This is a genomic window from Pseudomonas sp. ACN8 (genome assembly GCF_002303925.1).
Lineage (GTDB): Bacteria > Pseudomonadota > Gammaproteobacteria > Pseudomonadales > Pseudomonadaceae > Aquipseudomonas.
In genome coordinates this window covers 27,426-41,618 of record NZ_MRCS01000039.1, presented here as the reverse complement: position 1 = coordinate 41,618, position 14,193 = coordinate 27,426, and the positions used below count along the sequence as shown (strand labels likewise).

Below are 14,193 nucleotides of genomic sequence, written 5' to 3'. Positions count from 1 at the left end.
CCTGGCAAGCGGGTATGCGCGCAAATGAGATTGCACGAGCTTTGTGACAGGTAGGCATACGCCTGGAATTTGAGAGGCCCATGTCGATCCATTGCAGTCCGGTCGACGGGTATTGTTATTGGCGGGCAGTCTGCCGGATGAGGCCGGAACCCTTGGGCTCCTACCGGCAAAAAGTTTCTTAGAGGTATGTGGTGACTCGTCGGTCACATTTCGGCCGACGTCCTGATTCAAGCAGGGGTCACATCAATGCGCAAGTGCCATTGGTAAATTGTTCGACAACTTTCTGCTGAGCGGTCGCTGGCTTAGATCGAGCCGATCTCTTCATCGCTCAGCGGGCGGTATTCGCCCGGTTTCAACGCGTCGTCGAGTACCAGCGGCCCCATGCATTCGCGGTGCAGGCGCATGACCTTGTTGTTGAAGTGGCCGAACATGCGCTTGACCTGGTGATAGCGGCCTTCGACGATACTCAGGCGCGCGCATTTTGGCCCGAGCAACTCTAGCCCGGCCGGTTGCGTGGTGAGGTCTTCGAAGGCGAAGTACAGCCCTTCGTTGAATTTGATCGCGTATTCGGGGCCGATGTCCTGTTCGGTTTCAACGTAATAGACCTTGGGCAGTTTGGTCTGCGGCTGGGTCAGGCGCCGCGACCAGCTGCCGTCGTTGGTGATCAACATCAAACCCGTGGTGTTGAAGTCCAGGCGCCCGGCGATGTGCAGTTCGTCCTTGTCCGGTTCATCGATCAGATCGAGCGCGGTCGGGTGCTGCGGATCCCGGGTGGCGCTGACGCATCCGGCGGGCTTGTGCAACATGAAGTGGCGCAGGGGTTTGCCGACTTGCAGCACGTCATTGTCGACCTCGACGCGGCTGAATTCGCGGACTTCGCTGTGGGGGTCACTGACGATTTTTCCGTCAACCCTGACGCGTTTTTCCACCAGCAACAGGCGTACCTGCTTACGGTTGAAGCACGGCAGGTTGCTGAGGAAACGGTCGACACGCATGACTTAAGGATCGGTGAAGAAAGGGGCGCGCATCTTACTTGATCGACTCGGACGCTGCTTGCAACTGCGCCTCGACCTCGGCGCAGCGCGGGCACAGGCACGAGGCGTCGCGCAGTTCCGCCGGCAGCGCCTGGAGCACGGCCGGGTCGATGCTGACGCCGTAGCACCAGCAGGCGCGGTCAGCGGTTCGCGGATCGGCCAGGGTGCAGTCGTTGGGGGCGCCGCAGGCGGGGCAGAGGTCAGGCTGGTTCATAGCTGGAGTGAGACATTTCCATGCAGGTTCGGTTGCGGCCACTTTGCTTGGCCCGATACATCGCATGATCCGCCCGTGACAGCAGGCTGTGCAAGGTGTCATCGGGCTGCAGGGTGGTGAGTCCGATGCTCACCGTCAGTTGCAAGGTCTTGTCGTTGTAGGCATAGCGCTGTTGTTCCACATGCTGACGAATTTTCTCGGCAATCATCAGAGCGGTCTTACCGTCAGTGTCCTTGAGCAGCACGATGAACTCTTCACCGCCCCAGCGGCAGACGATGTCGGAGTGCCGCAGGCAACTTTCCAGGTCCCGGGCGAAACCGATCAGTACCTGGTCGCCGGCCAGGTGGCCGTAGGTGTCGTTCAGCGCCTTGAAGTGGTCGAGGTCCAACAGCAAAGCGGTCAGCGGCTTGGGCTCGCGCCGGGCTTCGTGCATGGCTTGCGCGGCCAGCAGGTCGAAGCCACGACGGTTGGGCAGTTCGGTCAGGCTGTCGAGGATGGCCTGGGCCTGGATCTTGTCCTGATAGCGCTTGATCACCCGGTTGAGCAGGGCCAGCACAATCAAGGTCACCAGCAGACAGATCAGCAGGTTGAGGTACAGCGAGTGGCGGATTTCACCAAGGGCGCTGTCTTCGCGTTTGTCGACGAACAGGTACCAGTTCAGCTCCGGGATAAACCGCACGTTGAGGAAATGCCCCTGGCCCTGCACGGAATATTCATAGCTGCCGCTGTGGGGTTTGGGCAGCCGGCTGACCAGGTCTTTCATGCTGTCGAGTTCGCTGAGTTTCTGCCCGATGTGCGCACCCTGCGGACCCCCTTCGGCGCCGGTGAGCACCAGGCGCCCGAAGTTGTCGACGAAATACACACTGCGTTGATAGCGCTGCTGGTACTTGTCGATCAGCTTGATCACGGCGTCGACGGTCAGACCAACCCCGGCCGCGCCGATGAATCGGCTGTTGTAGTCGTAGACCTTGTAGTTGATGAAGAAGGTCAGGTTGTCCTTGTTGGCGAGGTCCGGGTCGACGTTGATCTCGTACGGATCCTTCATGTCCCTCACGCGAAAGTACCAGGCGTCGCGGGGCTCGGTGGTCTTGACCTGTTTGAGCACGCCCTTGGCGTGGTAGTAGGTCAGGCTGGTGTTGGAGACGAAGAACGCGGTGTAGGCGCCGTAGTGGGTCATGACCTCGTTGAGGTAGCGGGTCATCTGGTCGGAATCCTTTTCACCATTGACCACCCAGTCGCGCATGAAGGTGTCGCGGGCCATCATCGAGGAAATCAGGATCGGCCTGACGAGGTCTTTCTGGATTTCCGAGTAGACCGTGTCCGATGTCAGTGGCAACTCGGTGTTGACGATGTTGTCGCGGATCGAAGCCCGGGAGGCGTAGTAACTGAGGAAGGAGGTGGCGAGGAAACCTGCGCCCAGCAACGCGACCAGCGTGAGCACCAACGAACGTTGAGAGTACAGCGGCGAGCGAAGCGGCATGGCAGTTCCATTGGCAGTCATCCGATGGTTGCATTCTAATGGCACAGCGGAGAAATAACTGCTCCATGTGCGCGGCGAATGGTCGTTCCCATGTTCCACGGAGGTTGCAGGTGCTCCTTGTGGGGAGCTTGCTCGCGATATAGGTGTGTCAGTCACATCAATCGTGAATGTGCTGACGCTATCGCGAGCAGGCTCGCTCCCACAGGGTTTGGTGTTGCATGGGCGTCTGGTGCTTAGCCCAGTGATTTCAGATACATCCGCCACCCGCCCAAATGGCTGATGTTCACCGCGCCCTCCAGCCCATACGCCTCACAGATAAACCCGCTCTCCCAGCGACCGTCCGACAGTTGCACCTTGCCCAACCCCAGTGGCGCCGGGATTCCGGTCAGGAATGAACCCAACTCGCTGCTCGGCAACTCCCAGATCTCCACCGCAATCGCCACGCCGCCGTCCTTCACGCGGACCATGCCCGGACGAAACGGCGGGCCGCCGGCCAGGGCATGGAGTTGATAATCCGGCGAGCTGAATGTCGTTTCCACCAAACGGGCCCCGCGCTGCTTGAGTTGCCAGTTCAACGCCAACCCGTCCAGGTGTGCACCACAGACCACCAGCCGCGCCCGATCATGGCGGGCAACCGTCGTCGGTGCAGGCGCGACCAGGCCTTGCTGACGCTGCAGGGTATCCGCCACGCTCAACAGGTACTGATCGGTAAAGGCCCGGCCAAACAGCGTCACCCCCCAGGGCATGCCGTTGTCCATGAACGCGCTGGGCACGGCGACGGCGGCGTAGTCGAGCAGGTTCATGAAGTTGGTGTAGTAGCCCAGTTCCGAATTGCGCAGCACCGGTTCGGCCTCGAGCTGCGCCAGCGTCACCGGGCGGCCGATGGTCGGCGTGACGACGCAATCCAGGCCTTCCAGAGCTGTGTCGCACAGGGCTTTGAGCGCTTGCAGCCGGTATTGGGCGCGGAAGGTTTGCACGCCATCGACGGCGGGTGCCTTGGCCAACACGGCGCGAATCACCGGCAACACGGCCTCGGGATTTTGCGCCATCAACTTCCCGGCCACGCTGTAGCGTTCGGCCACCCACGGACCCTCATAGAGCAAGCGTGCGGCCTCCAGAAACGGCGACAGGTCCAGTTCCACCGCTTCGCCACCCAGGGCCTTGAGGCGGTCGATGGCATCACCGAACAACAGCGGACCCTCAGGGCAACCGAAGAATTGCAGGTCCTGTGCACGGGGTACGCCGAAACGGAAGGGGCGCGGTGTACCGAACGCCGAACCGTCGTTCCACAGGGGGTTGCTGCGGCTGTATTCGTCCCGAGGGTCGAGGCGTGCGGTGAGCGCCAGCAACTGACTGGCTTCCCGCGCCGTGGCGGTGAAGGTGGTGACGCAATCCAGCGTACGACAGGCCGGAACCACGCCAGCCGTCGAGATCAGGCCCTTGGTGGCCTTCATGCCGACCAGATTGTTCAACGCCGCCGGCACACGCCCTGAGCCGGCGGTGTCTGTGCCCAGCGCAAAACTCGCGACCCCGAGCGCCACCGCCAGCGATGATCCGGCGCTGGAGCCGCCCGACGGATACTCCGGCAACACGCTGTTGGGGCACGCGCCATACGGTGAGCGGCTGCCGTTGAGCCCCGTGGCGAACTGGTCGAGATTGGTCTTGCCCAACGGAATCGCACCAAGGGCCAGCAATTGTTCGACGATGGTCGCCGAACGCTCCGGCACGTAGGCGAATGCCGGGCACGCCGCCGTGGTCGGAATGCCCGCCAGGTCGATGTTGTCCTTGATCGCGAACGGCACGCCATACAGCGGCAGGCTAGCGAGATCGCGATCGTCGAGGGCGGCGAGGTAAGGCTCCAGTTCATCGACACTGAGCAAGTGGATGAACAGGTGATAGTCCGGGTTCAGCGCGGCGGCTTTGTCCCGCAGTTGCAGCAGCAATTGCCGTGGCGTGATGCGGCCGTCGCGATAAGCGCCGCGCAGGGTGTCGAGTTGCAGATCGATGTTCATGGCGATAGTCCTTTTCAACATGGGTTCAGTCAAGTTCCAGCACCACAACGCGCTGCCCGGCGCGCACCGCCGAACCCGGTTGCACGCGAATCTCGCGTACCACGCCGGCCATTGGCGCGAGCAGGGGGATTTCCATCTTCATCGACTCCAGGATCACCAGCACGTCACCGGCCTCGACACGGCTACCGGTCTCGACCTGAACCTGCCAGAGGTTGCCGGCGATGTGGCTGTCGACGCTTTGCTGACCGCTGGTCAGCGGTGCATCTTCGGTCGCCTCCGGGGCCAGTTCTTCACTGTCGAAATGCGCCTGGCCACTGGCGATCCAGCGTTCGCGCTCGGCGTTGAATGCGCCTTTTTGCTGCTCGCGAAACGCGTCGATGGTCTCGGCTTCCCGGGCCAGGAACGCCTGGTATTGCGCCAGGTTCAACTGACTGTGCTCGATGTTCAGGTCGAAGCGCCCGAGGGGGAAATCCCGGCGGATGCGCAGCAGTTCATCGGCGCTGACCGGGTAGAAACGGATCTGGTCGAAAAACCGCAGCAACCAGGGTTTGCCATCGAACGCGGCGACTTCGCGGTAGCGGTTCCACATCTGCAAGGTGCGCCCGACAAACTGATAGCCGCCGGGGCCTTCCATGCCGTAGACGCACATGTAGGCGCCACCGATGCCCACGGAGTTTTCCGCGGTCCAGGTGCGCGCCGGGTTGTACTTGGTGGTCACCAGGCGATGGCGCGGGTCGAGCGGGGTGGCGACCGGTGCGCCGAGGTAGACGTCGCCCAGGCCCATCACCAGGTAACTGGCGTCGAACACCGTGCGCTGCACTTCATCGAGGTTCGGCAGGTCGTTGATGCGGCGGATGAACTCCAGGTTGCTCGGGCACCACGGCGCGTCCTTGCGCACCGTGGTCATGTATTTCTCGATGGCCAACCGGCACGCCGGGTCGTCCCAGGAAAGGGGCAGATGCACGATGCGCGAGGGCACTTGCAGGTCCTTGGCGGCGCACACGGCGTCCCATTCGCCGGCGACGATGCCGAGCAGGTCGGACAGCGGCAGTTGCTCGGGCTGATAGTGGATTTGCAGTGAGCGGATGCCGGGGGTGAGGTCTATCACGCCGTGCAGGTCTTTGCTTTCCAGCGCCTGCATCAGGGCGTGGGCGCGGAAGCGCAGGACCAGGTCCAGTTCCGGGGCGCCGATTTCCAGCAGCAGGTGGGTGTCGCCGGACAGGCGCGCCACCAACCGCGTATTGTCCTGACCCAAATCCAACACAACAGGCGACACAATCCCCTGTAGGAGTGAGCCTGCTCGCGATTGCGGTGTTTCAGTCACAGAGATGTCGGAGGTGATGCCGTCATCGCGAGCAGGCTCACTCCTACAGGAGGGATTCCATTTCAAGGCGAGGGCTCGGGCAGTTTTGATATCGACCGGCAGGAACTGCACCTTGTCCCCGGCCTTGAGCTGCCCCAGTTGCCAAAGATCCGCCTCGATCACCGTCACCGGGCACACGAACCCGCCGAGGCTCGGGCCATCCGGGCCGAGGATGACCGGCATGTCACCGGTAAAATCCACCGCACCGATCGCATACGGATTGTCGTGGATGTTCGACGGATGCAAACCGGCTTCACCACCGTCGGCACGCACCCACTCAGGCTTCGGTCCGATCAGGCGAACGCCGGTGCGGCTGGAGTTGAAGTGCACTTCCCACTGTGTGGCGAAGAAGGTGCCAATGTAGTTTCGCGTGAAGTATTCCGGCGCACCGTGGGGGCCGTAGATCACCCGGATCTGCCGAATCGCCGACAACTCGGTGAGCTGTTCTTCAGCCAGCTGCTGACCGGCACAGCGGTCATTGAGGGCTGGCAGGTGCAACACATCACCGGCGCGCAACGCGCGGCCACCGTGACCACCAAACTGGCCGAGGGTAAAGGTGCTTTTGCTGCCCAGATAATCCGGTACTTGCAGGCCGCCACGCAGGCACAGATAGCTGCGTGCACCTGTGCCTGCGATGGTGCCAAGGCTCAACGTCGCGCCCGCTGGAATCAGTAGTGCCGTGCTCATCGGTACGCTTTCACCGTTGAGCAGCAATGGAATCACCGCGCCGGTCACCGCCACCACCGCCTCGCAATTGAAGCGCAGCAACGGCCCGCTCATGGTGATTTCCAGCGCCGCCGCGCCTTCGTCATTGCCCAGCAAACGGTTACCCAGACGCAACGCCCGACTGTCCATCGGCCCCGATGGCGGCACGCCGACCGCCCAGTAACCGAGACGGCCGGGATAATCCTGAACGCTGGTCTGGGTGCCGGCGCTGAGCACCTCGAACGTATTGGCCTGATAGACCAGGCCTTCCAGGCAACGGGTCCACGGCTGGCCGCTGGCGAAAGGCGCATCGAGCAGAATCTGTCGCAGGTAATCGCGGTTGGTTTCCACGCCATAGAGCAGGCTGGCCCCCAGCGCCTGATGCAGATCCGCAGCGGCCTCCTCGCGAGTCGGCGCCCAACTGATGACCTTGGCGATCATCGGGTCGAAGTAGGGCGGGATCTCGCAGCCAGCCTCGACCCAGGTGTCGATACGCAGTTCAATGCCATTGGCCACGGGGAAATCCACGGCGGTGAGCAAGCCTGGGCTCGGTTGAAAATCCCGCCCCGGATCTTCGGCATACAAACGCGCCTGAATCGCATGGCCCACCGGTTTCAAACCCTGTACCAGATCGCTCAGGGGCGGCAGGTCGCCGGCCGCCAGTTGCACCATCCAGCGCACCAGGTCGACACCCCAAACCTGTTCGGTGACGCCGTGCTCCACCTGCAATCGGGTGTTTACTTCCAGAAAATAGAAACGCCGGGCCTCACTGTCGAACACAAACTCCACGGTGCCGGCGCTGCGGTAGTTCACTGCCTTGGCCAGTTTGATGGCCGCCGCGCACAGCGCCTCGGCCATGCCGTCGGGCAGGTTCGGCGCTGGGGTTTCTTCGAGGACTTTCTGGTTGCGACGTTGCACCGAGCAATCGCGTACGCCGAGGGCGATCACCTCGCCACGACCGTCGCCGAACACCTGCACTTCCAGGTGGCGGGCGCGCTGGATGTACTTCTCGATGAACACCCCGGCGTCGCTGAAATTGTTCTGGCCCAGGCGCTTGACCGCTTCGAAGGATTCGCTCAACTCGGCCGCGCTACGGCACACGCGCATGCCGATCCCGCCACCGCCAGCCGTGCTCTTGAGCATCACCGGGTAGCCAACCTGTTCACCGGCCAGCAGCGCGGCATCGAGGCTGTCGAGCAGTTCGGTGCCTTCGAGCATCGGCACGCCGTGTTGTCTGGCCAGGGCGCGTGCGGTGTGCTTGAGGCCGAACACCCGCAGTTGTTCCGGCGTTGGGCCGATGAAGGCAATGTTGACGGCCTCGCAGGCTTCGGCGAACGCGGCATTTTCCGAAAGAAAGCCGTAGCCGGGATGGATCGCGGTGGTGCCGGTGGACTTGGCGATGGCGAGGATCTTGTCGACCGCCAGGTAAGTTCCAGCCGCTGCACCCTCACCGAGGCAGTGGGCCTCATCGGCTTGCAGGATGTGCAGGCTGGCGGCATCGGCTTCGGAGTACACGGCAACGCCCTGCACTTGCAGTTCACGCAGGGTCCGCAGGATGCGACAGGCAATGGCGCCACGGTTGGCAATCAGGACTTTTTCGAACATGGCATAACCCCTGATGGGGATGCGGGCCGTCCCGCAGTTTTTCGAAAGGCACCGGGGTCGTCCCCGACGGCAACATCAACGCAGATCACTGTGGGAGCGAGCCTGCTCGCGATAGCGGTGGGTCAGCCAACACAAGTGGTGAAGGTGCTGACGCCATCGCGAGCAGGCTCGCTCCCACAGGGTTTAGTGGTGTTTGGACGGTTTGAAGCACTGCCCGGAACGTGCCTGGCACAAGACAAACAACCAGCGGCGCAGTCTCGGGAATTTCAATTCCATACCAGCAACTCCGCAGGGGTGGGGTTGTAGGCGTTGCAGGGGTTGTTCAGTTGCGGGCAGTTGGAAATCAATACGATCACGTCCATCTCGGCCCGTAGGTCGACGTACTTGCCCGGTGCGGAGATGCCGTCTTCGAAGGTCAGGCCGCCGTCGGCGGTGACCGGTACGTTCATGAAGAAGTTGATGTTCGGCCCGATGTCGCCCTTGCCCAGTCGACCATCGTGAGCACAGGCGCGCAGGTAGTTGTCGCGGCAGCTGTGCATGTAGCGTTTTTCCAGGGCGTAGCGCACGGTGTTGCTCTCTTGCGCACAGGCGCCGCCCAGGGTGTCGTGACGCCCGCAAGTGTCGGCGACGATGGTCAGCATCGGCTTGCCGAGGTTGGAATAGAGCACGCTGCCGGTGCTCAGGTACACGCTGTTCTGCCGACGCAGGGTGCGCTGCACGTCGTAGCGCTCCCTGGGATTGGCGACGCTGTAGAACAAGGTGTCGACAGCCTGGTTGCCCTCAAGGTCGAGGATGCGCAGGGTCTGTCCGGCCTTGACCTCCATCAGCCAGGGTTCGCCGGCGGCGATGGTGGCGCGGTAGACGGCCGTTTCAGGCGACTGTGGAGCGATGGCGATTGCGGGTGACATGGCAGCGATCCTCAGACAAACAAACGGTCGGTGTTGATGAAGCCGCGCTCGTTTTCCGGGCGCGAGGTGCGGCAGTGTTCGGCGACGCTGGCGTCGGCGTTCATCCAGCTGAGCTTCAGCGGTTTCGGTGCATATTCCGGCGACGGATCCATCGGGTGCTGCAGGGCGGTGAGCACCACCAGGGTGTCCATCGGCGCGTACAACTCGATGTAGTCGCCAGCCTTGGAATTGCCCTCGACGAAATGGAAGCGCCCGGCGTCATCGACGCTCACGCGGCTGAACAGGTTGAGGGTCATCAGCAGATCGGACAGGCCCAGCCCCCACTTGCCCAGCTCCACCAACAGGTTGTCGGTGCCGTTGCGGAAGAAGCCGTTGCGCAGTTCCTGATAGCGGCCCGCGCCGTACTTTTGCGCCACTTCTTCAGCGCAGAGCACGCCACCCAGGCTGTCGCTCCAGCCGCAGGTGTCGGCGGTGATGGCAGCCAGCACGCGGCCCATGTCCGAGTACAGGCAGTGGCCTGCGGTGAGCTTGGTGGTGTGTTGGCATTTGAGGCTGTCGGGCAGGTTCAGGCGTTCGGTTTTTTCATTGGCGTTGAGTAATGTCAGGCTGACGTTGGCGCCGCCACGCAGGTCGGTCAGGCGCAGCAGTTGTCCGCGTTTCAAGACGAAGGAACGATGGCCGCCGCCGGGGAGCATTTCTTCGGCGAAGGGCGGGAACAGTCGGGTCGAATCAGTCATTTGCAAAATTCCTCTAAGCGATACGAAGCGTGCCCGCCAAAGGAGCCGGCAAGGCATCGACGGCGGCACGGTGGGTGCGGCGGTCGCTGTTCAAAGGGATGTCGTAGGTGATGCGTGCGCCATAGCGGCCGGGCGCATGCGGGTCGAGGCGGACCTTGTCGAACACCAGCAGGCGTGTGCCGAGGCTGAAGCCTTCGGACAGGTCATGGGTGACCATGAACACCGTCAGTCGGGTCTCGCGCCACAGCTCCAGGAGCAAGGCGTGCATGTCTTTGCGGATGCCCGGGTCGAGGGCGCCGAACGGTTCGTCGAGCAGCAACACCCGCGGCTTCATGATCAGCGCCTGGGCGATGGCCAGCCGTTGTTGCATGCCGCCGGAGAGCTTTGCCGGGTACTTGTCCAGCGAGTGGCCAAGGCCGACTTTGTGCAGCAGCACCGAAGCCTGTTCGCGGGCCTCTTTTTTCGCGCTGCCGAACAGACGTCCGAGTAGCGGCGAGCGGGGCAGTTCAAGGCCGAGGGCGACGTTGTCCAGCACGCTGAGATGGGGGAACACCGAGTAGCGCTGGAACACCACGCCACGGCTGGCGTCCGGCTCGCCGGCCAAGGGCTGACCGTCAAGCAGGATCTCGCCGCGACTGGCGCGTTCCTGGCCGAGCAGCAGGCGAAGGAAGGTCGATTTACCGCAACCGGAAGCCCCCACGAGGGTGCAGAACTCACCTTCGTTGACGTTCAGGTTGAGGCCTTCGAGTACCACTTGATCGGCGTATTGCTGCCAGACGTTTTTCACCGTGATGAAGCTCATTTGGCCGCACCTTCATACCAAGGGAATGCGTGGCGGGTCAGTTGCTTGAGCCCCCAATCCATCAGCCAGGCGAGCAAGGTGATCCACACCACGTAGGGCAAAATCACGTCCATCGCCAGGTAGCGGCGCACCAGGAAAATCCGGTAGCCGAGGCCGTCGGTGGAGGCGATGGCTTCGGCGGCAATCAGGAACAGCCACGCCGAGCCGAGCATCAGTCGCAGCGAAATCAGCAGTCGTGGCAGCAGTTGCGGCAACACCACCCGCAGCATCAGGGTCCAGGTAGACGCGCCGAGGGTCTGGGCCTTGATCAGCAGTTCCACGGGAATTTCCCGGGCGCGCTGTTCCAGGTCCCGGGCCAGGGCCGGGGTGATGCCGATCACGATCAGCATCACTTTCGACAACTCACCCAGACCGAAGACGATGAACAGAATCGGCAGGATCGCCAGCGGTGGCACCATCGACAGCACGGTCAGCAAGGGTGACAGCGGCGCACCGAACAGCGGCAGGGTACCGGCGGCGATCCCCAGGCACAGCCCGGCCAGGGCGCTGATGCCCAGGCCGATGGCCAGACGCCGCAGGCTGGATGCCGTGTCCTGCCAGAGCAGGTATTCGCCGGTGCGGCTGTCGGCGACGAAGGCCAGGCGTTTCACTGCATCGGTCATCTGCACGGCGCTGGGCAGCAGCTTGTCGTTGGGGTTGTCCGCCAGTCGCTCGGCCGAGCCCATGAAGTAGGCGAACAGCACCAGGGCGAACGGCAGGATCACCAGCAACAGGCGACTCGGGCGGTCCGGGTGACGGTTGATCAGGCGCATGGCCAGGTCTCCTGATTACAGCTTGGCGTCGGCGGCCATCTGCACGTAACTCGGGTCGAAGCGCAGTTTGAGGTTGCCCTTGTCGCCGCTGGTCACGCCGTTGGCGAAGGCCATGCCGACCGCGCTGGTGTCCTTGGCGCCTTCACCCAGCAAGCCGTGCTGGAAGGAGAACTCGGCGACCTTGCGCATGGTTTCCGGCAGTTGCTTGCTGGTGCTGAACGCCAGGGCTTCTTTCGGGGTGGCGAACAATCTGGTGGTGTCCAGTTGCGCCTGAAAACCCGCCAGGTCAGTGCCGGAGGCCTTGGCCATGTGCTCCAGGGCGGCTTTGCTGGCGGCGTTTTTCGCGCTCATCAACTCGACCACTTCGAACCAGGCGCCGGTCAGTGCCTTGCCGAGGGCCGGGTTGTCTTTGAGGGTCTGGGAGTTGACCACCATCATGTCCATGATTTCACCGGGGATCTGGCTGGAGTTGAACACCTCGGTCACCGCGGGCTTGGCCTTGATGTCCGAGAGCATCGGGTTCCAGGTGGTGACGGCGTTGACCTGATCGGTGTTGAAGGCGGCCGAGATATCGGCGTCGGAGGTATTGACCACTTTCAGGTCTTTCTCGGTGAGGTCCACCGAATCCAGGGCCCGGGCCAGCAGGTAGTGGGAGACAGAGAGCTCCACGAGGTTGACGTCCATGCCCTTGAGGTCGGTGACTTTCCTGCCTTCGCCCTTGAGCACGATGCCGTCGTTGCCGTTGGAGAAATCGCTGACGATCAGCGCGGTACTGTCGACGCCGCCGGCGGCCGGAATGGTCAGCGCGTCCATGTTGGTCATGGTGCAGCCGTCGAACTGGCCGGCGGTGTATTGGTTGATGGATTCGACGTAGTCATTGAGCTGCACCACATCAATTTTGATGCCGTACTTTTTTGCCCATTTGTCGACGATGCCCTGGCTGCCGGCATATTCCCACGGCATCCAGCCGGCGTAGATCGTCCAGCACACGCTGAAGTGGTCTTTCTGGGCGGCCTGGGACGAGAAGCTCACGAGGGCGGCGAACGTAGCGGCGAGCAGGGCGGGTAAACGAAGCTGAGACATGGTGGTTCTCCAGTTGATCAAGGACGGACAGGACGGCAGCGGCACCGCTAACGGTGGCTTGTCTCCCGGGCTTTTGTCCCGCCGTGTAACCTCAACTGGAGGTCGCCAACTCTCGGACCAGTCACTCGCGATTGCGAGCCGGAACCCTAGTCAGCCATTGCAAATTGTGGTGCCGCGAACCTGTAGTGACGCCTGCACTTTTTTTGGAACAAGTGCGCTAAAGCGAGAGACGTGCCAAGTTGGTCCGAGCGCTCTAGCGTGGGGGCCAGGGAGGTCGACGGTGTTGGTTGGAAAGGCGCGCTGCCTTGTGATGGTGCGCGGGTGCACCGCATTGGAACCTGTCCGCCGCTGATCAGACGGTGGATGCAACGTCGCACTTGGCAGGGGATTGCCAGTCAAAAAAGGTGTCACTGCTGTCGCAGGTCTTTACGGAGGCCGCCATGTTACGTCGATTGTTGTTAGGTGCAGTACTCGGTCTTGGGTTGTCTGGCTGCTACTACTACGCCGGTCCTGCCGACGTCTACGGGGGATCTTATTACTACCCCGGCTACTACTCGCCCTATTACTACGGTTACTACGGTCCACGTTATTACGGTGGCCATCGCTCTTATTACTACGGTGGGCATGGTTACTACCGTGGCCACGGCGGTGGACATCATGGCGGTGGCCATCGCGGTGGCCACCGTTGATCAGGGCGTGAATGGATGAAAAACCTTTCATCGGTCAGATGTTTCTAGGTGTTTCAAGGACGCACCAGATTCCGAATTCGGTGTCTGATATTTCGACAGTCACCGAACATTTGACTGTCGCCTGCCAGCGTCGTTGGTGTGGCTTACCCGCGGTCCAGGAGGCCGCCATGCTCTGTCGAATACTTCTGCTAGCTGTGTTGGGATTATCCCTTGGTGGGTGCGTGCCTTATTACGATGAAGGAGGCAGTTACTACAGTTCCGAGGCCTATACCTCGCCGGCGCCAACCCATTACGCCGGGGGGAGTTCCTACTACTACAATGGTGGCGGTTACTACACACCGCCGCCCCGGTATTACGTGCCTCCAGCGCGCTACTACCAGCCGACACCGCGCTATTACTCACAGCCGCGGATCTATCAACCGTCGCGCTATTACTCGCAGCCGCGGATGTATCAACCCTCGCGCCATTACCAGTCGGCCCCTCGTTACTATCAGCCGTCGCGGGGCGACTACCGCATGCATCAGAACCATCACTGGGACGGCCGTAACCGCGGGAACTGGAACAACGACTATCGCGGTCACGACGGTCGCGGCTATCGCAGCGGGCGGAGTAATCACCGCTAACCGTTAAACCGAATAAATACAAAACCTGTGGGAGCGAGCCTGCTCGCGAAGGCGGTGTGTCAGACAGCAATAACGTCGACTGACACGCCCTCATCGCGAGCAGGCTCGCTCCCACATTTTTTATGC

12 protein-coding genes and 1 riboswitch are annotated in these 14,193 nt (G+C 62.2%); of the genes, 2 read left to right on the top strand and 10 right to left on the bottom strand.

What is annotated here, in order from left to right; genetic code table 11:
* Positions 1-302: 302 nt before the first annotated feature.
* The 10 genes from BSF44_RS20925 to BSF44_RS20880 all read right to left on the bottom strand — a co-directional run bounded on the left by BSF44_RS20925 (position 303) and on the right by BSF44_RS20880 (position 12,755).
* Positions 303-995, bottom strand: coding sequence for a pseudouridine synthase (locus BSF44_RS20925; protein WP_095945124.1), 693 nt, complete (start codon positions 993-995; stop codon positions 303-305).
* A gap of 34 nt (positions 996-1,029) precedes the next feature.
* Complete coding sequence (locus BSF44_RS20920; protein ID WP_095945123.1) at positions 1,030-1,248, bottom strand: cysteine-rich CWC family protein; 219 nt, start codon at positions 1,246-1,248, stop codon at positions 1,030-1,032.
* Positions 1,235-2,728, bottom strand: a complete 1,494-nt coding sequence (locus BSF44_RS20915) for a sensor domain-containing diguanylate cyclase (RefSeq protein WP_095945122.1) — start codon at positions 2,726-2,728, stop codon at positions 1,235-1,237. Before BSF44_RS20915 ends, BSF44_RS20920 begins: the two co-directional genes overlap by 14 nt.
* 233 nt (positions 2,729-2,961) lie before the next feature.
* On the bottom strand, positions 2,962-4,740 hold the full coding sequence (gene atzF / locus BSF44_RS20910; RefSeq protein ID WP_095945121.1) for an allophanate hydrolase: 1,779 nt from the start codon (positions 4,738-4,740) through the stop codon (positions 2,962-2,964).
* A gap of 25 nt (positions 4,741-4,765) precedes the next feature.
* Positions 4,766-8,413, bottom strand: coding sequence for an urea carboxylase (uca, locus tag BSF44_RS20905; protein WP_095945120.1), 3,648 nt, complete (start codon positions 8,411-8,413; stop codon positions 4,766-4,768).
* Positions 8,414-8,679: 266 nt separating this feature from the next.
* Complete coding sequence (locus tag BSF44_RS20900; RefSeq protein WP_095945119.1) at positions 8,680-9,321, bottom strand: urea amidolyase associated protein UAAP2; 642 nt, start codon at positions 9,319-9,321, stop codon at positions 8,680-8,682.
* Between the two features lie 11 nt (positions 9,322-9,332).
* Positions 9,333-10,058 (bottom strand): urea amidolyase associated protein UAAP1, encoded by a 726-nt coding sequence (locus BSF44_RS20895; RefSeq protein WP_095945118.1) that lies wholly within the window; start codon positions 10,056-10,058, stop codon positions 9,333-9,335.
* A 13-nt stretch (positions 10,059-10,071) separates the two neighbouring features.
* Positions 10,072-10,860 carry an ABC transporter ATP-binding protein gene (locus BSF44_RS20890; protein WP_095945117.1) on the bottom strand — a complete coding sequence of 263 codons (789 nt, stop codon included), beginning with the start codon at positions 10,858-10,860 and terminating at the stop codon, positions 10,072-10,074.
* Positions 10,857-11,672: an ABC transporter permease gene (locus tag BSF44_RS20885; RefSeq protein WP_095945116.1), complete on the bottom strand. Its 816-nt coding sequence runs from the start codon at positions 11,670-11,672 to the stop codon at positions 10,857-10,859. The genes BSF44_RS20890 and BSF44_RS20885 overlap by 4 nt, the downstream gene beginning before the upstream one ends.
* A gap of 15 nt (positions 11,673-11,687) precedes the next feature.
* Positions 11,688-12,755, bottom strand: a complete 1,068-nt coding sequence (locus tag BSF44_RS20880) for a putative urea ABC transporter substrate-binding protein (protein ID WP_095945115.1) — start codon at positions 12,753-12,755, stop codon at positions 11,688-11,690.
* Between the two features lie 60 nt (positions 12,756-12,815).
* Positions 12,816-12,916: riboswitch (guanidine-I (ykkC/yxkD leader) on the bottom strand.
* Positions 12,917-13,195: 279 nt separating this feature from the next.
* Between BSF44_RS20880 and BSF44_RS20870 the strand changes: the two genes are divergently transcribed.
* Complete coding sequence (locus BSF44_RS20870; protein WP_095945114.1) at positions 13,196-13,444, top strand: hypothetical protein; 249 nt, start codon at positions 13,196-13,198, stop codon at positions 13,442-13,444.
* A 167-nt stretch (positions 13,445-13,611) separates the two neighbouring features.
* Complete coding sequence (locus BSF44_RS20865) at positions 13,612-14,067, top strand: hypothetical protein (RefSeq protein WP_095945113.1); 456 nt, start codon at positions 13,612-13,614, stop codon at positions 14,065-14,067.
* Positions 14,068-14,193 lie beyond the last annotated feature (126 nt).